The following is an 18,066-nucleotide window of genomic DNA, read 5'->3' as shown; positions in this document are numbered from 1 at the left end:
AGTATGACTTCAATTAAAGTTCACTGTTTAGTGAGTTGTTTTTGTGAAATTATAAAAAGGCGTAGCGATATAGATTACCGTCCATTTTATTTCGGATTATGGGATGGAGATTTTGATATAACAGAAGGCGGGATTATTTCTTATCATTCCGAAAACATTAACCATGATAACTACTTGCTCTGGTATGAAAAATTGTATGGTATTAAAGTGAACGAATGGTACGATCATTCAAAAGATAAGAGTATCAATGTAGAAACATTTTTAGAATTAGTAGAAAATAAACCGGAAAATCGTTACGTAATTGTAATGGTTGATATGTCTTTATTGCCGGAGAGAGAAAATAAATTTCATCAAAAACCGTTTCCGCATTACTTAATGATATCGAAGACAGAGAAAGAAGACGAATGGTTCATGCTTGATCCTGATTTTCGCTGGGAAGGGAATATGGAAAGAGAAGAAGTGCTCCATTCTGTTAAAGGCAACCCATTTGGTGGAGGCTATTTCATTGATATAGAAGGAATTCAGGAGCCAACACAAGAGATGGTAGAAAGTTATTTCATGGAGACATTCAAAAAGGATGATAATGAGCTAACTATGGAATTAAAAAAATTAATAATAAAAATGGTAAATGAAGAGGATGGGTATTCACTTTCCGGGCTTGTAGCGGCAGTAAAGCAAATACCCGTATTAGCAATACGTAAATATAGCTATGAACATGCCTTTGCATACTTCCGTGAAACTTTACAATATTCGGAGCAAGAATTTGATTATTGGTGTGATCGAGTGGAAGAGATTGTACAAGGATTTACAAATGTACAGTACCGTGCTATTAAAATGGCAATGACAAAAAATAAAGATATGTTATTAGCGATTGTTGGAAAACTTGATGAAATGAATACAATTGAACTGCAGATTAAGAATGAATTAGAAAAACAGTTTCTGTCATGGAAAGATATGAAAAACAAATCAGTCTGTTTTAACTAATATAAGTTCATTGAATTTAAGATAAGGGAGTTCAAACCTATGAAATATTCGCTATGTACAATTTCATTTCGCCATCAATTAATTTCATTTACTGATATTGTTCAATTTGCATATGAAAACGGTTTTAAAGGAATTGAGTTGTGGGGGACTCATGCACAAAATTTATATATACAAGAGCGTGAAACGACAGAACGAGAAATAGATTGTTTAAAGGATAAAAATTTAGAGGTCACGATGATAAGTGATTACTTGGACATATCATTATCCGCAGATTTTCAAAAAACGATGGAAAAATGTGAACAGCTGGTAACACTAGCTAATTGGTTTAATACAAATAAAATTCGTACGTTTGCCGGGCAAAAAGGTAGTGAGGATTTCTCGGGGCAAGAGAGAGTAGAGTATGTGAAGCGAATTCGCATGATTTGTGATCAATTTTCCCAGCATAATATGTATGTACTATTAGAAACACATCCAAACACGTTAACGGATACTTTACCGTCTACTGTGAAATTGTTAGAAGAAGTAAATCATCCATATTTGAAAATAAACCTAGATTTTCTTCATATATGGGAATCTGGTGCAGACCCGATAGATAGTTTCCAGCGACTAAAGCCGTGGATACAACATTACCATTTTAAGAATATATCATCGGCGGAGTATTTACACGTGTTTGAACCAAATAATGTATATGCCGCTGCTGGAAGTCGTATAGGAATGGTTCCATTATTTGAAGGTATAGTAAATTATGATGAAATCATCCGGGAAGTGAGAGATACTGAACATTTTGCTTCACTTGAGTGGTTTGGACATAATGCGAAGGATATATTAAAAGATGAAATGAGAGCATTAACGAATAAAAAATTAGAAGTAGTAACTTCATAAGGTGAAATGATGAAAGAGTCTCGTTTAGGAGACTCTTTTATTTTATTTTATAAATAACCAAAAATTACCATGTATTTAATTTTGGATTTGATACAATTTAATATATATAAGGAGGTGATCGGTAATGGCTAGAAATCGTAACGCTAATCAATTAGCATCACATGGAGCACAAGCAGCTCTAGATCAAATGAAATATGAAATTGCACAAGAGTTTGGTGTACAACTTGGAGCTGATACTTCTTCACGTGCAAACGGTTCTGTAGGTGGTGAAATTACAAAACGCCTTGTAGCGATGGCAGAACAACAGCTTGGTGGCGGATATACTCGCTAAATGTAGAAGGTTATAGGAGAAAGGAAGGATTCTTCCTTTCTTTTTTATTTATTTTCAAGTAATTGGTATGGATATATTGTGAACAGGATTCAAAGAATAAGAGTAATGCTATATTTTATCCAATTTCTTTTGTTGTAAATGGAATGTAGTAAAGATGAAATAGCCCTGGTGGAATGTGAACATAATTTCCAGCAGGGCTATTATATGGTAAGAAATATATGATGAAAGGTTCCGAAATCAACATGTTAAAAAAAGAAAACTGTTGTTTAATTGCACTTGCATCAGTTCCACTTGTTATGACGTTAGGTAATTCAATGCTTATTCCAATCCTGCCAACCATTGAAAAGAAATTACATATTTCATCTTTCCAAGTATCCATGATAATTACAATTTATTCTATCATTGCAATTATACTCATACCGATTGCTGGTTATTTATCAGATAGATGGGGACGAAAGATGGTAATGGTTCCAAGTTTATTAATTGCAGCTATTGGAGGAGCGATAACGGGCTGGGTATCATGGAAAGTTGATAATCCTTACGTTTGGATTCTTATCGGAAGAGCGATTCAAGGGATCGGTGCTGCTGGTGCTATGCCAGTTGTGATACCATGTGTAGGTGATTTATACAAAGATGAAAAACAGGTTAGTGCAGGCTTAGGAATCATTGAGACGTCAAATACATTTGGAAAAGTATTGAGTCCCATATTAGGATCAGCTCTTGCGGCAATTGTATGGTTCTTACCATTTTGGGCAATTCCAGTTTTATGTGTAATATCGATTGTTTTATTATTGGTGCTAGTAAAGGCGAAGAAGCAAGAGGAAGAAGTCCCGCCATTGAAAGAGTTTGTTCAATCTATTATCTCTACGTTTCGGGAAAAGGGAAGATGGTTAATTGCCATTTTTATATTAGGTGCAATTATTATGCTTATTTTATTCGGAATCCTTTTTTATCTGTCAACTATACTGGAGTCGAAGTACGAAATTCATGGTATATGGAAAGGGTGTGTACTCGCTATTCCTTTGCTTGTACTATCACTTAGCTCATATATGGCTGGTAAAAAAATTGGAGATAAACAAGATATTATGAAAAAGTGTATTTATATTGGATTTTTACTGGCTGCTGTATCGGTCTTCTTACCTTTATTCCTAAAAGGAATCTATTTACTAGTTCTTTGTCTTGTTATTATGGGGATTGGAATAGGTATTGCACTACCTTGTTTAGATGCTCTACTTACACAAGGAATTGAAAAAGAGCAGAGAGGAACAGTTACGTCATTTTATAGTTCAATGCGATTTATCGGTGTAGCAGCTGGACCACCCCTTTATTCTTTTTTTATGAAAGGGACGGATCATGAAGTGTTTTATTTAACAAGTATTTTCGCTATTATTGGTGCCGTCATAGCAATCATTTGGATTAAACCAGCAAAAGATACAATGATGGTAAAACAAAAACCGGAACCGACTTCATAATTAGAAAGAGAATTGTATGCTATGTAATTAGCATGCGGTTCTCTTTGTCTGCTATTTGTGGGCTAATAATCAGTGGGGAAACCCCCACTGATTAAAGTTTCATTTTATTTAGCTAGGAAAAATAACTTGTTTTAACATGTAAAGCCCGACTCCCCATATGATTAGTCCTGAAAATTTATTTAATACCGTAATCGTTTTTCCTGTTGAATCTAATCCTTTTAGGAATTTTCCAGCTAAAGCTAAGCTAATAAACCAAATCCAAGAAACTATAATTGTTGCAAAAGTGAAAGCCCATTTTTCACTTCCTATGTATTGGATAGAGTTTGTTCCAATTACACCAATTGTGTCTAAAATTGCGTGTGGATTTAGTAATGAAACCGATGCTGCGAAAATAATTTGATTTTTTAAAGGCATACTTTTTTCTTGTTTTACATCATTTGCAGGATCGCTTCTCCAAATAACCCAGCCCATATACATAAGAAAGAAAAATCCAATCAAATACAAGGTGGTTGTTAACCAAGAGAAAGTTAGGAGCACAAGGGAGACACCCTGTACAGCAATTAAAATTAGCAACGTATCACATATAGATGCAGTTAATACTACAGGGGCTACTCTCCAAATATTTGGTTGGCTCGCACCTTGGTTAAAGACAAAAATATTTTGGACACCTAATGGAATAATAAGACCAAATGCAAGGATGATACCGTGAATAATTGCTTCATTCATCATATTACCTCCTACTTAATGTGATTAATTATGATAGTGTATATTGTATAGAAGAAATGAAAGTTTGTATCCATCCATATGGTTGGATAGGTTACCAACCAAAAAAATGTGAGGTGATATGATGGAAAGGTTAGTTTGGAAACCTAATATGTCTTCACCTATTCCATTATATAAACAAATAGAATCTTATATAAAAGAAAGAATTGTTAATGGGGAATGGACAGTTGGAACTAAATTACCTTCACAAAGAGATTTGGCGCATACGTTTGAAGTAAATCGAAGTACAATTGTAATGGCTTTCGATGAATTAGTAGCAAAAGGGTATATTGAGGGGGATGGCCGGAAGGGAACAATTGTTATAAATAATAGTGAGAGTGCTGCCACATATGCACCCCCTCCTAACTGGCGGTCCTATGTGGAAACAGGGCTTCATTATCCAAATCTTCCTGCTGTACAAGAGATTAATCAAGCTGAATTTACTCCCAATGTAATTCGATTAGGAACAGGTGAGCTCGCGCCGAGCCTCTTACCTGAGAAAAAGATGAAGGAAATTATTAATAAAATTTTACAATCAAATGTTACACTTGGGTATGAGGAACCGAAAGGAAATCTTTATTTAAGAGAAAAAATTGCGGAATATTTAAAAGGGCATGGGGTATATGTATCTCCTGACTCTATTTTAATTGTTTCAGGGGCAATTCAAGCACTGCAACTTATTTCTATGGGGCTTCTTCCGAAAGGAGCGTCAATTTTATTAGAAAAACCATCATATTTATATTCGCTTAATGTATTTCAATCAGCAGGAATGCGTTTAATTGGAATACCAATGGATGAGAATGGTTTAAATGCATCATATATTACGAAATATAAGAAGCAATTTAATGCATCTATTTTATATACAATCCCGTCTTTTCATAATCCTACGAACTTTAGTATGAATGCGAAGAAACGAATAGAAGTGATGGAAATCTGTAATGAAATTGGATTGCCTATTATAGAGGACGCGGTGTATCAAGACTTATGGTTTGATGAGCCTGTTTCAAAGCCTTTAAAGGCATATGATAAAAACGGAATTGTACTACATATAGGGAGTATGTCTAAAGTAATTAGTCCAGGATTAAGAATTGGATGGATTGTTGGACCTGAGCCAGTCATTCAAAGATTGGCAGACATAAAAATGCAAACAGATTATGGTTCAAGTTCTATATCCCAGCAAATTGCAGCGGAATGGTTTACAAATGGATTGTATGATGAACATTTACAGTTTGTAAGAATTAAGTTGAAAAAGCGCAGAGATTTTATGTTACAAATGTTAGAGAAATATTGTCATGGTATAGCCACATGGTATGAACCGGCAGGTGGTTTTTATATTTGGTTACATTTGAATGTACCCGTTTCGAACCGTAGCTTATTTGACAAAGCTTTGAAAGAAAAGATTTTATTAAATCCAGGTACTTTGTATGATAGAAGTGCAAACCAATTTTTGCGCCTATCATATTCATACGCAACGTTAGAAGAAATTGAAATAGGTATAAAAAAATTTGCACAACTAATGAAAATGTAAGAGGAGAAAATAATGAAACGATATGTAATTTGCCAAATTATCGATGGGGATAAATATTTAGCTGCTTATGCGGAGACGAAGCAGGATGCAATTGAAAAAGCAGAATTGTTAGGATTACGAACGGGAAATAGATACACAGTTATTACTGCGGAGGAAGCTGAAGGGTTAACTTATCCTTAAGCAACGTATAATAATTATGCAAGAAGTAAATAAGCCTAGTAATATATGATATTACTAGGCTTATTTTTTTTGAAAGCGTTAAGTGTTCTCGTATGAAAAATAATAGTATTATGAGTCAAGTTGACGGAAATACCGATTTGTTTTTCGGTCCTGATTTCCGTTTCTATATTCATCAATATATTGTCTGAAGTTCCAAGATTGTATAAACTTATTTGCAGCGTTATAACCAGAATTGTAAAGCCACTCTTTTTCTTCCTTTGTTAACTCAAAGTTTGTACTTGTAATGGATCCTGTTGGAATTGTAATCGTTCTTGCTTTAGATTCCTTGTCTAAATGACGTAAATCATGGGCTTGCATCATTGTTTTAAATAGTCCTTTGAACATGGAGATAGGCTCGTTATAGTGGGCAGGATCAGCTTGAATCTCATCTTTTACAAAATGAAACCCAAAAGTCGGCCAGCGAGGAGAGGTGGGTGAGTCGAAAATCCAAATTGGATAATTGCTTAAAATCCCTCCATCAACCATATAACAGGGTTGCTTCCATTTTGGGGTTCTCCATTTTACGGGTTCAAAGAAGAAGGGGATTGTACTACTCATTCTTACAGCTTTAGCAATAGAGAAGCGATAATTTAAAAATCCATAGTTCGGTAAATCATCGGGGAAGACAACCATTTTACCATTACTTATATCAGAAGCGATAATTTTAAGCTTATTTAAATCAGGTAAATCTGTAAATAAGTGAATTCCTTTTTTTCGAAGTAATTCTTCAATCCATTCTTCTATAAAAATATTAGAGTAAATACCAAGAGTAGTCCATGCGCTTAATCCTTTGCCGATAAACGGGATTCTGTCAATAAAGGTTTTCTTCATAAATTTATTATAATCAATATCAGTTATTATCGTTTTTAACTCTGAACAAGAATATCCTGCTGCTAGGAGCGCTGCGATAATTGAACCAGCTGATGTTCCAGCAACACGCTCCCATTCATAGCCTTTTTCAGCTAACGCGCAAATTGCTCCTACATGCGCAACTCCGCGTACACCGCCTCCTTCAAAAACACCATCAATCTTCATCAATCATACTTCCTTTCGAATAAAAGATTTGAAAATGGCAAAAAAGCACGTATTGTACGTGCTTTTTTACAATAGTTTTTGAGTTTACTAGCAGCCTACAAAGCCGCCCCAACAGCTAGCTCCGATGATGATTAGAAGGATAAATAAAACGATTAATAAAGCGAAACCTCCATAACCACATCCACCACAACTACCGCCGTAACCGTAACCGCCGCCATAACCACCGCAACTATATCCGTAACCCATGTGGAATTCCTCCTTAAATTAAAAATAAAAATGAACGAGGGGAAAATGTACTGGAAGAAATAATGAACTATCGTGTTTGTAGGAACAATGTATACTATGCTTTTTTAAACTTGTTCGCGTATGAGGGATAAGCCCGTTTTTGAAGGCTTGTTGATTTTACGATAAATGGAGTATAATCTTTGTGCTATGATACAAATAAGTATGTAAATGTAAGGAGAATTTATGGATAAAAAAATTGAAGTATTAATTGATAAATATGGACTGTCACATTTAAAAGAGGAACTTATTAATACTGTATTTCCTTGTGTAAAAGTTGTGCCAAAGCAGGAGGAAAGAGTTGCGATAGGTAGTTCGAAAATGGGGGGAGTTCCTGATTTGCCGGATTCATTTGAATATCCAATGTATAAAGGAACCCCGTTACATTTTATTGCACAATTTAATTTAAGTGATTTACAAAACGTTCGTATGGAACACAATCTTCCTAAAACAGGGATGTTATATTTCTTTAGTATTGAAAATTACTTTGAAGAAGACGTGGATCAAACCAAAGCTGGACGTGTACTTTATTATGATTTCCCTGTAGAACAATTATGTATAGCAAATGAAACGCAAGCGAAGTATACTCAATGCGCAATTACTTTTGAACTGACTTATAAATTACCAGAACTTTTCATTGAAGATGAGGCAGATTCAGATCGTTTTTTGCAATTACTTGAAGAGCTAATTCCAGACAACTATGATAATCATCAAATGTTTGGTGAGCCATTCTCTGTACAAGAGGAAGTATTATATGAGACAGGGGAATATATGGGGATAGAGCCACAGCAAATGACGCTTTTATTCCAAATTGATTCAGATCATAAAAATTGTAATATGGTTTGGGGAGAATTAGGAATGCTGTATTTCTGTATTAGTAATGAAGATTTGAAAAATCGATGTTTTGAAAATACATGCTGTGTATTACAAACTTGTTAATGAAGAAGGTTGTTCTTGTAAAAAGAACAACCTTTTTACAATGTTAAATATGCATAATCTCATATGACCTATTTTGAAAAGTATTGTATACTCTGAAACTATACGATACTTTTTCGTATAGTTATAGAATGTAAGGAGTGACAAGATGGGAAAGACAAGTAAGTATGTGACAGTTGCCGCACTTTGTTCAACTATAGCAATAGGAGGCTTACAGGCGTCATCTGTATCTTATGCGGCTACGAATCCGACTACAGTGACAGCACAATCAGATGCAAAGTTGTTAAATGATTTCAGAAAAGAATTAAAAAAACATATTGATAATCGAGATGAAAATATTACAATCGCATATAAAACAAAAGATAGAAATGCTAGAGATGTTATGGATCAATTATACAAAGAGTATAATAAAATTGTAGATGCTGATGAGTATGTAAAATATAATGTAGCGTCTACTAAATATTCTATAAAAGGGATGCCAGGGAATTATACGTTTACATTACAAGTGAAATATCGTGAATCAAAAGAGCAAACACAATATGTAAAATCTCATGTAAAAGCAATTATCGGTTCAATTGTAAAACCAGGAATGGATGAGCATGAGAAAGTAAAAGCTATTCATGATTACGTTGTAAAACATGTATCTTATGATACGTCTTATCAAGCGTATACAGCATATGAAGCGTTAGCGAATGGTTCTGCAGTTTGCCAAGGATATACATTATTAACATATGAGTTACTAAAAGAAGCAGGTATTCAAAATCATATTGTAACAGGTACAGGAAATGGACAGGCTCATGCATGGAATTTAGTGGACATTGAAAACAAATGGTATCATCTTGATACTACATTCGATGATCCAGTACCAGATAAAGCTGGGCGCGTAACATATTCATATTTTAATATGTCTGACGAGCAATTAAGTAAAGACCATGATTGGGATCGAAGTAAATACCCAGCAGCAACTACAAGTTACTTTGGTGAATTAACAAGTAAAATAAAAGCCGGTAGTTCAAAAACTGCTGCATATGAACAAATGCTAAAAGAAACAAATTTAAAGTATTTATCTGCACAATATGGAGCGGAAACTTACAATGAATTCAAGAAAAAATTACAGCAGCAATTCGCTTCTAAGCCAGAAAAGGTAGAAGTACGATATAAGCAGTCCATGGATGGAACAATGCAAGATATAAAGAAAGTATTAAATGAAATAAATTGGCCAAAAGGTGCAAAGCGTGTATCTTATCAAGTAGCACCATATAGTGCAATGGCAGATTATTCATTAGCGACAATTACATTTACGTATTAAGAAATGAAAAAGAGCACCTGTAAAAGGTGTTCTTTTATTATGTATTGCTTCAAAAATCGGAATTGTATGATAAAATAAAAAGAGGAAGGATGTGGAATCTGAATGGATTTGTTCGAAAAAAATATATTTACATTGATATATATACTTGTTTAGTAGTCGGGCTTATCGTTTTGTTTTTCATATCATTTACTCTGTTCATTAAAAGATTATTGCAAAACAACACTATGAAAAAACAACATGTGATCAATATGAACTAGCAGCTAGATCGAATTATTGAATTGTTTGAAAAAGATAAGAAATAGCGATAGAAGATGTATGAAAAGGGGAAGAGCATGGCTAATTATATAAAAGAATTACGTGAAAAAGTAGGGCACGACTGCGTTTTCTTAAACTTTGCGGGTGGTTGTGTGTTGAATGAACATGGAGAAGTATTACTGCAAAAAAGAGGTGATTTTAACGCTTGGGGATTTCCTGGCGGTGCAATGGAAATCGGAGAATCTGCCGCAGAAACTGCGATTCGAGAAATAAAAGAAGAAACAGGTTATGATGTGGAAATAAATGAGCTTATCGGGGTGTATACAAAATATTTTCAAACATATCCAAATGGAGACAGAGCCCAGTCAATTGTGATAGTCTTTTCATGCTCAATTTCCGGAGGAGAGAAAAAAGTAGACGGCGATGAAACGTTGGATTTGAAGTTTTTTCCGTTAGACAAAATGCCTCCGTTATTTTGTAAACAACATGAAGATTGCTTACAGGATTTATTAGAGAAAAGAGTTGGGGTATATCGCTAACACATAAAAAAGAAGCTAATCTCATTTAGCTTCTTTTTTATGTGTTATTTCCACCAATCATCAAACATTGACGCTGGTACGTGTCTTTTATGCTCACTTACTGTGTAACGCTTCTCAATCTTTTCAGCAACGTCAGCTGGAACTGCTTTACCTTCTAAATAGTCATCTAATTGATCGTAAGTAATACCTAACTCTGTTTCATCAGCTTGACCTGGTTTTTCATCTAATAAATCAGCTGTTGGCATTTTTAAGTAAAGTCGCTCGTCCGCACCTAATTCTTGTAATAAAGCACGTCCTTGGCGTTTCGTTAATCCTGTTAATGGTAATAGGTCCGCACCACCATCTCCGAATTTTGTAAAGAATCCTGTTACAGCTTCTGCAGCGTGATCTGTTCCGATAACAAGTAGTCCTTGTTGTCCGCCGATTGCGTATTGTGTAACCATGCGAATGCGTGCTTTTACGTTTCCTTTATTGAAATCTGTTAATGATTCACCTAATAAGTTTTCATATTGATTTGAGAAGGCGTCAACGGTTGAAGCGATATCAAATGCAGTTGATTGATCAGCTTGGATAAATTGTAATGCTAATTGTGCATCATCTTCATCCTTTTGCACTTTGTAAGGAAGACGTACAGCGATAAACGTTGCGTTCCCACCTTCATTACGAATTTCCTCAACTGCAAGCTGAGCTAAACGTCCAGCTAATGTAGAGTCTTGTCCACCACTAATTCCAAGTACAAATCCTTTCGCACCTGTTTTTTTTACATAATCTTTTAAGAAATCAACACGTTTACGGATTTCTGCTTTCGGATCAATTACAGACTGAACATGTAATGCTTTCATAATCTGTTCTTGTAATGTCATTATGTTTCCTCCTATTCATATTAAAGCGGTAAATAAGTTTATATGTATATTGGTACATACTTCTATCCTTTATTATTTCGCAAAACTAACGAATATACAATAGGATGCGTGTATGAATATGAATGAAGTTATTATAAATAAACTGTTTTGTATAAGCAATTTTTTTAAACCTTTCAATAATGTAAGGTTTTTGTCATTTGAATCGATGGAAGGTATTTCCGAATTTTACTAATATAAAAAAGCAAAGTTAGTAGAAGGGCGGAGAAGTAGTATGAACATTAGAGAACTTGCATTTCGAAATGTAACGCGAAATAGACGGACATACTCAGCATATTTTTTGAGTAGTGCATTTGCTATTATGGCCTTTTTTGTGTATTCATTTTTTGCGTTTCATCCGGCATTAAGTGCTGGACAATTAGGACAGTACGTATTCGTAAGTATGTCTTTTGCACAGTCTATTATTTACTTGTTTACATTTTTCTTCATTTTATATTCTATGGGAATGTTTTTAAAAACGAGAAAACGTGAGCTAGGGATATTAATGATGCTTGGAATGACGAAATATCAATTAAAGCGTCTTATCTTCTTTGAAAATATCATGATTGGAATAGGGGCAATTATTTTCGGGATTCTTTCAGGTATGCTGTTTTCAGGAGTACTAATTTTTGTAGCCCCAATGATATTAAAACTAGATATTTCCTTATCCTATTACATACCGATGAAAGCGATAGTTGTAACGAGTATTATGTTTTTCATATTATTTATTATCATTTCCTTATTTAGTGCCGGAATGGTTCATAAAAATAAAATTATGAAGTTGTTTAGAGGATCAGCAGAGGCGAAGCCAGAACCGAAAGCATCAATTATTTCTTCTATATTAGCAGTAGTATTGCTTAGTGCGGGTTATGCAGGAGCGCTTATGTCACATGGTGCAATGGTATTTATTATGATGATTCCTGTTACAACGGTAGTCACTATCGGTACGTATTTGCTGTACAAGCAGTTGAGCGTCTTTATTATTCGATTATGTAAAAAAAGTAAACGTTTCTATTGGACACAAACAAATATTATTACTTTGTCAGATTTAGCGTACCGTATGAGAGATAACGCAAGAATGTTCTTTATTGTAACGATTATTTCAACAGTAGCATTTTCAGCAATAGGTACATTGGTTGGATTTGCATCAATGACGAAAGAAATTATGGACAGACCAATTGCGTTTTATTACCACTCTAAGAAAGAAAATACTAGCGAAATACAGCATATACAAATGATTGACAAAGGATTAAAGAAATATAATATAGAAGCTTCAAAAATAAATGTTTCTACGAAAAAAACGGAGGAGCAGTCGTTAAGAAGCGCTACTTTTATAAAAGAATCGGATTATAAGGAATATGCAAAATTAACAGGAGAACCATTTAATACTGTATCAAATAAAGAGGCTTTATTTTTGTCAGTTGAAATACCTGGACCACCAATGAAAGAAAGAAAAGAAATCGCTTTACCCAATATGAATGAACAGTTAAAAGTGAAAAAAGTTACTTCGTCTTCATTGAGTAAAATATTAAGAGGTAATGTTTATGTAATCTCTAATAATCAATATGATTCATTACAAGATGGATTTAAAGAAGAAAAAGATTATATGTATAAAACAAAAGGAACGAAAGATGAAATTGAGGTTGGTAAAGAGCTTACACATCAGATTAAGCCTTATCAAGAACATGCAACGTTTAGTGCAGAAGAGTACGATCAAAATCAAAGTTTACAAATTGCAGGACCCATTTTATTTGTAGGTTTCTTTATAGGTATTGTATTTTTTGTTTGTGCAGGAAGCTTTCTTTACTTCCGCTTATTTTCTGATTTGGAGGACGATACTCGTTTATTTGAAATGATTCGAAAAGTTGGATTGACGAGAGGCGAATTATCGAAAGTAGTCACAATCCGCTTAGCGCTTTTATTCTTCGTTCCAGTTGGAGTTGCAACATTACATGGGGCAGTAGCATTAACTGCGTTAGGACAAATGTTTGAGTACTCACTGTTTAAAGAGAATACGATTGTATTAAGTATTTTTGTAAGTATTCAAGTTTTGTATTTCGTCATTATACGAGCTCGTTATTTAAAACAATTGAAAGAAAGATTGAATATTCGTTAAATGTGTTTTTTTAACTTTTGTCCTATATTTTCTAAAAAGAGTAAGGCATTACCAAATATATAGTGATAAAATGAAAATAGCGAGGTGAAAAAAATAATAGAGAGTAAGGGGGGAGTAACATGAAAGCAACAGGAATTATTCGAAAAGTAGATGAATTGGGACGGATAGTTATTCCTAAAGAATTACGAGATGTATTAGGAATACAAATCAAATCACCACTTGAAATTTTTGTAGAAGAAGATAAAGTTATTTTACAAAAATATCAACCTTACAATGCTTGTCAAATAACAGGTGATGTTTCAGATCAAAATATTTCATTAGCAAATGGAAACATTACTGTTAGTATAGAAGGCGCAAAACATGTAATAAAAGAAATTGAGCAGTTTTTGAAAAAGAGTGAGATTTAGTCTTAATTTATCCCGCTATTTGTGGGCAGTAAAACTCCCACCTCAAAACTCGGCTGAAGCAAAGAAGTTAGGTGGGAGTCGGACTGCCCGTAAACGCCCGATTGGTGAGGGCTAATAATCAGTGGGGGATGAACACCCCCCACTGATTATAGTTTCACTTTATATTATTCTTTTGAAAAACTAAAAAAGAAAAGGACCATTTAATGGGTCCTTTTCTTTTGTTTATTGAGAAATATTTGAGAGGAAGGGAAATGGAACGAATAAAACGAATGTTAAGTTTAAACGTACTCAATAGTGGTCTGAAATGAAAATAATACATTTTCAGGAGGGATTACGATGAATAGTAGTACAGCGAATAAACAAAAAGGCATTAAATTAATTCCGTTTACTGTAAATAAGGTGGTTGAACAAGTAAATGAAATTCCACCAGGTGTACAATTGATTCATGCTCCGCAAGTATGGGAAAAGAGCGCGAAAGGAAAAGACATTGTCGTTGCCGTTTTAGATACAGGTTGTGATATAAATCATGTAGATTTAAAAGATCGTATTGTTGGTGGGAGAAATTTCACGAAAGATTATGAAGGAAATTCCAATATTTATCTTGATAATAACGGGCATGGTACTCATGTAGCGGGTACAATTGCAGCGACTGAAAATGGAGTGGGTGTATTAGGTGTAGCACCACTTGCTAAAATGTTAGTATTAAAAGTATTAGCAGGAGACGGTTCTGGAAGTTATGAGCAAATTATTGAGGCTATTCATTATGCTGTAAATTGGAGAGGACCGAATAAAGAGAAAGTGAGAATTATTTCAATGTCACTTGGTGGTCCACAAGATGTACCAGAGTTACATGAAGCTATTCAAAATGCGGTGAGGCAAGATGTTCTCGTTGTATGTGCTGCTGGAAATGATGGAGATTGTAACGATGAAACTGAAGAATTAGATTTTCCAGGTGCTTATTCTGAAGTGATTGAAGTAGGGGCTGTTAATTTAGAGCGGAAAATTTCATGCTTTAGTAATTCGAATCAAGAAATCGATTTAGTAGCACCAGGTGATGAAATACTATCTACGTATCCAGAAGGGAAATATGCGGTATTAAGTGGTACTTCAATGGCGACGCCGCATGTAGCTGGGGCTCTCGCACTACTCATTAAGCAATGCGAGAGAGAATATGGCAGAAAGTTATCAGAGCCAGAAATATACGCACAACTTATTAAAAGGACTGTACCTTTAGGGTATGAACGTACATCTGAAGGTAACGGATTAATAGATTTGCTAAAAGAATAGGAACTACTAAAAAACATCTCATATGAATATGAGATGTTTTTTAGTATGGTTCTGTCTCGTTTAATACAATATCTAATAAACCGGGGAATCTAGCATTTAAATCTTCTTCACGAAATGTTTTGACACAGCTACATCTATTCTTTCTGAAGTAGAAGCTATGCATATGATTAAAAAAGAAGAGCTTGATTTACGGGACCAGTCTGTCCAAAATTAGAAAGAATTCATCCATCAATTATTACGTATACGTTGTTCTGTATCAATATCGAAAAAATGAGCTTTAGTTAAACTAAAAGCTAACGGAATTTTATCGGTAGCTTTAATTTCTGAACGAGCATTGATTCGTGCAATAAAATTTTGGCTCGCAAGTTTTCCATGAATCATCGTCTCAGCTCCTAATAATTCAGCAACTTCTACTGTAATTTCGACGGTCGATTCAGGAGAAGATTGAAGAACAATGGGTTCATCATGAATGTCTTCAGGGCGAATACCAAGTATGATTTCTTTTTTATCATATCCTTTATTCTTTAACGTTTTTAGTTGACCATCTGGTATTTTGAAGCGGATGTTTTCTATATGAAAATAATTACCTTGTAATGTCCCGGTAAAGAAATTCATAGCTGGAGAACCAATGAATCCGCCAACAAAAATGTTTTCAGGATTATCATATACTTCTTTTGGAGTACCAACTTGCTGGATGAGCCCATCCTTCATAACAACAAGGCGTGATGCCATTGTCATTGCTTCTGTTTGATCATGTGTCACATATATAGTGGTCGTATTTAACCGGCGATGAAGTTTAGAGATTTCTGAACGCATACTTACGCGTAATTTTGCGTCTAAATTGGATAGAGGCTCGTCCATTAAAAACACTTTTGCGTCACGGACGATAGCTCTTCCTAGTGCAACCCGTTGGCGTTGTCCACCTGATAATGCCTTTGGTTTTCGTTCTAAGTAATCTTCAAGCCCTAAGATTTTCGCCGCCTCCGTTACTCGGCGATTAATTTCATCTTTTGGAAGTTTGCGTAGTTTCAAGCCAAAAGCGATATTATCATAAACAGTCATATGTGGGTATAGTGCGTAATTTTGAAATACCATCGCAATGTTGCGATCTTTTGGAGCGACATCATTCATACGCTCCCCATCAATATAAAACGAACCATTAGAAATGTCTTCTAGACCTGCAATCATACGTAGAGTTGTTGATTTTCCACATCCAGAAGGACCTACAAATACGATAAACTCTTTATCTTCAATATGTAAATTAAAGTCAGAAACAGCAGTGGTTTTATTATCATAAACTTTAAAAATATGATCTAATACAAGTTCGGTCATGATTACTCACTCCTTTTTTTGAATTAATTGAATTATAAGATTATTAAAACCGTAAGTAAATCGGCATAGTGCACAAAAGAATAAGAGGCTTTTATGCAAGTTTACGAAATATCCAATGAAAGAAACGCCATATAAACTGTTACTGCACCTTCGAAAGTTTTTATATTAATTCCTGTCTTTTCAATAAATTTATCAATTCGATATTGTAAAGTATTACGATGTAAATATAATTGTTTAGCTGCAAGAGATACATTTAAGTTACATTGGAAGAATACTTTAACGCTATCTATTAGTTCTTTGTCATTTGAAATGTGTGCCAATAATTGATTCGTGTATTTTTTTCTTTCTTCTTTCGGTAATGAGATTATTAATTGATAAGGGAGGAGTTGTTCAATGTATGTAATTTTTTTAGATATATAAGTTGAATTAAAAGATTACAATCGAATGCATAATCGATCGATCACTTTTTCAGGTGTGCGATTTAATTCCTGAATAAAAGCCTGTACATTTTTTTGAATTTCATAAATCGATGAATAAAAAACATTATGAATGATGTCTGATTTGAGCCATTTCCATACCCCTTCAATTAAATTTAAATCGGGACTGTAGGGAGGTAAAAACACTAATTCTAAGCGATGACAGTGTTTCCTTAAAAGTGGTTGGATGAGCTTCGCATGATGAATACGCGCATTATCTAGAATAAGAGCTATTTTCCCGTTGGGATACAGTTCAAGTACATGCTGAAGAAAACGAAGAAATGCTTCGGCATCATACCGCTCCTCTTCTACACAAACTAACTCACCGGTTTCATAATTAAGTGTACCAATAAGTTTAACACCTTGGTGTTTCCCATAAGTAGGAATACTGCGTTGTTTTCCTTTTAAAAACCATGTATGCTGCAGTGCTTGGTAATCGCGGATCATGGACTCATCTTGAAACAGAAGATGGTCAATCTCCTCGTTTAAAAGTTTTTTTTTTATAGGCGGGGAAGGTAACTTCCCTAAACTCTTGTTGTTTCACCGGGTCTGCTTTCGCTAATGTATACGTCGGTTTTGTGTAACTAAGCCCTAAATCATGTAAAAGTCGAGACACCCCGCGAAGTGTGTAACTTACGTTCCATTCTCTTTTAATGAAAGAAGCGATAATGGATAAAGTCCAATTATGTTTAGCTGGAAATCCAACATCAACGGGTAGATGAGATGCAATCACTTGAACTAACTCCTGTTCTTGTTCAGGGGCTAATTTACGTGGTGCTCCTGTTGATTGTCCCATGAGTAAGCCATGCAATCCTTTTTCTTTGTAAGCATTCACATAATTATAGATTGTTTTTTCAGAACGACCAATCATGTTCATTATTTCTTTTATAGAAAAGCCTTGTACATAGAAATAGATCGTTTGATAACGTTCATACATTCGTTTCGTTTTAGTCGTTTTCATTGCTACAAGTAGGCTTTCTTTTTCGTTTTGGTGTACATGTGTCATTTTGCTCCG

Annotated in this window: 17 protein-coding genes and 4 pseudogenes; 14 read left to right on the top strand and 7 right to left on the bottom strand. The window is 34.5% G+C overall.

The window, feature by feature from the left end; translation table 11 throughout:
* Window positions 1-3: 3 nt before the first annotated feature.
* The 4 genes from ACP6L7_RS02640 (at window position 4) to bcbE (ending at window position 3,669) form a co-directional block, all read left to right on the top strand.
* Window positions 4-984, top strand: a complete 981-nt coding sequence (locus tag ACP6L7_RS02640) for a DUF6005 family protein (RefSeq protein WP_141533548.1) — start codon at window positions 4-6, stop codon at window positions 982-984.
* Window positions 985-1,023: 39 nt separating this feature from the next.
* Window positions 1,024-1,866, top strand: a complete 843-nt coding sequence (locus ACP6L7_RS02635; RefSeq protein ID WP_430528884.1) for a sugar phosphate isomerase/epimerase family protein — start codon at window positions 1,024-1,026, stop codon at window positions 1,864-1,866.
* A 124-nt stretch (window positions 1,867-1,990) separates the two neighbouring features.
* A complete protein-coding gene (locus ACP6L7_RS02630) occupies window positions 1,991-2,197 on the top strand; it encodes an alpha/beta-type small acid-soluble spore protein (RefSeq protein WP_000113539.1) in 207 nt (68 codons plus the stop codon).
* Between the two features lie 221 nt (window positions 2,198-2,418).
* Window positions 2,419-3,669, top strand: a complete 1,251-nt coding sequence (bcbE, locus tag ACP6L7_RS02625; protein ID WP_097829783.1) for a bacillibactin exporter BcbE — start codon at window positions 2,419-2,421, stop codon at window positions 3,667-3,669.
* A 108-nt stretch (window positions 3,670-3,777) separates the two neighbouring features.
* Here the strand turns inward: bcbE and ACP6L7_RS02620 are convergent, their stop codons facing one another.
* Window positions 3,778-4,395 (bottom strand): LysE/ArgO family amino acid transporter, encoded by a 618-nt coding sequence (locus ACP6L7_RS02620; protein WP_097829782.1) that lies wholly within the window; start codon window positions 4,393-4,395, stop codon window positions 3,778-3,780.
* A gap of 118 nt (window positions 4,396-4,513) precedes the next feature.
* On the opposite strand from ACP6L7_RS02620, the gene pdxR reads away from it, so the two are divergent.
* On the top strand, window positions 4,514-5,959 hold the full coding sequence (pdxR, locus tag ACP6L7_RS02615; RefSeq protein WP_141533547.1) for a MocR-like pyridoxine biosynthesis transcription factor PdxR: 1,446 nt from the start codon (window positions 4,514-4,516) through the stop codon (window positions 5,957-5,959).
* A 12-nt stretch (window positions 5,960-5,971) separates the two neighbouring features.
* Window positions 5,972-6,139, top strand: a complete 168-nt coding sequence (locus ACP6L7_RS02610; RefSeq protein WP_097829780.1) for a DUF3933 family protein — start codon at window positions 5,972-5,974, stop codon at window positions 6,137-6,139.
* A gap of 108 nt (window positions 6,140-6,247) precedes the next feature.
* Here ACP6L7_RS02610 and ACP6L7_RS02605 read toward each other — a convergent pair whose 3' ends face one another.
* Window positions 6,248-7,213, bottom strand: coding sequence for a patatin-like phospholipase family protein (locus ACP6L7_RS02605; protein WP_097829779.1), 966 nt, complete (start codon window positions 7,211-7,213; stop codon window positions 6,248-6,250).
* Between the two features lie 87 nt (window positions 7,214-7,300).
* Window positions 7,301-7,459, bottom strand: coding sequence for a YjcZ family sporulation protein (locus ACP6L7_RS02600; protein WP_000540422.1), 159 nt, complete (start codon window positions 7,457-7,459; stop codon window positions 7,301-7,303).
* Window positions 7,460-7,681: 222 nt separating this feature from the next.
* Here ACP6L7_RS02600 and ACP6L7_RS02595 point away from each other — a divergent pair, with 222 nt between their 5' ends.
* The 4 genes and pseudogenes from ACP6L7_RS02595 to ACP6L7_RS02580 all read left to right on the top strand — a co-directional run bounded on the left by ACP6L7_RS02595 (window position 7,682) and on the right by ACP6L7_RS02580 (window position 10,534).
* Window positions 7,682-8,434 carry a YwqG family protein gene (locus tag ACP6L7_RS02595; protein ID WP_097829778.1) on the top strand — a complete coding sequence of 251 codons (753 nt, stop codon included), beginning with the start codon at window positions 7,682-7,684 and terminating at the stop codon, window positions 8,432-8,434.
* Between the two features lie 145 nt (window positions 8,435-8,579).
* Window positions 8,580-9,740 carry a transglutaminase domain-containing protein gene (locus tag ACP6L7_RS02590; RefSeq protein ID WP_097829777.1) on the top strand — a complete coding sequence of 387 codons (1,161 nt, stop codon included), beginning with the start codon at window positions 8,580-8,582 and terminating at the stop codon, window positions 9,738-9,740.
* 102 nt (window positions 9,741-9,842) lie between these two features.
* A pseudogene (locus tag ACP6L7_RS02585) lies at window positions 9,843-9,997 on the top strand (DUF4083 family protein).
* 75 nt (window positions 9,998-10,072) lie between these two features.
* Complete coding sequence (locus tag ACP6L7_RS02580; protein ID WP_097829776.1) at window positions 10,073-10,534, top strand: NUDIX hydrolase; 462 nt, start codon at window positions 10,073-10,075, stop codon at window positions 10,532-10,534.
* Between the two features lie 44 nt (window positions 10,535-10,578).
* Here ACP6L7_RS02580 and nadE read toward each other — a convergent pair whose 3' ends face one another.
* Window positions 10,579-11,397, bottom strand: coding sequence for an NAD(+) synthase (gene nadE, locus ACP6L7_RS02575; protein WP_097829775.1), 819 nt, complete (start codon window positions 11,395-11,397; stop codon window positions 10,579-10,581).
* Window positions 11,398-11,668: 271 nt separating this feature from the next.
* On the opposite strand from nadE, the gene ACP6L7_RS02570 reads away from it, so the two are divergent.
* The 4 genes and pseudogenes from ACP6L7_RS02570 to ACP6L7_RS02555 all read left to right on the top strand — a co-directional run.
* Window positions 11,669-13,549: an FtsX-like permease family protein gene (locus tag ACP6L7_RS02570; protein WP_097829774.1), complete on the top strand. Its 1,881-nt coding sequence runs from the start codon at window positions 11,669-11,671 to the stop codon at window positions 13,547-13,549.
* 119 nt (window positions 13,550-13,668) lie between these two features.
* Window positions 13,669-13,956, top strand: coding sequence for an AbrB/MazE/SpoVT family DNA-binding domain-containing protein (locus tag ACP6L7_RS02565; protein WP_000648281.1), 288 nt, complete (start codon window positions 13,669-13,671; stop codon window positions 13,954-13,956).
* 336 nt (window positions 13,957-14,292) lie between these two features.
* Window positions 14,293-15,243 carry a serine protease gene (locus ACP6L7_RS02560; protein ID WP_097829773.1) on the top strand — a complete coding sequence of 317 codons (951 nt, stop codon included), beginning with the start codon at window positions 14,293-14,295 and terminating at the stop codon, window positions 15,241-15,243.
* 112 nt (window positions 15,244-15,355) lie between these two features.
* Window positions 15,356-15,457, top strand: a pseudogene (locus ACP6L7_RS02555) (IS6 family transposase); the annotation flags it as partial.
* Window positions 15,458-15,471: 14 nt separating this feature from the next.
* On the opposite strand, the gene ACP6L7_RS02550 reads toward ACP6L7_RS02555, so the two are convergent.
* From ACP6L7_RS02550 to ACP6L7_RS02540, 3 genes and pseudogenes are all read right to left on the bottom strand, one after another.
* The gene (locus tag ACP6L7_RS02550) at window positions 15,472-16,575 is read right to left on the bottom strand and encodes an ABC transporter ATP-binding protein (RefSeq protein WP_097829772.1); all 1,104 of its coding nucleotides are present in this window, start codon (window positions 16,573-16,575) and stop codon (window positions 15,472-15,474) included.
* Between the two features lie 101 nt (window positions 16,576-16,676).
* Window positions 16,677-17,009: pseudogene (locus tag ACP6L7_RS02545) on the bottom strand (PucR family transcriptional regulator); the annotation flags it as partial.
* Window positions 17,010-18,057, bottom strand: a pseudogene (locus ACP6L7_RS02540) (IS630 family transposase).
* Window positions 18,058-18,066: the final 9 nt, after the last annotated feature.

It is taken from the genome of Bacillus silvicola (assembly GCF_050524305.1).
In the GTDB taxonomy this organism is placed as follows: domain Bacteria; phylum Bacillota; class Bacilli; order Bacillales; family Bacillaceae_G; genus Bacillus_A; species Bacillus_A cereus_AT.
The sequence above is the reverse complement of the archived record's forward strand: the minus strand, read 5'-3'. Positions and strand labels throughout refer to the sequence as shown.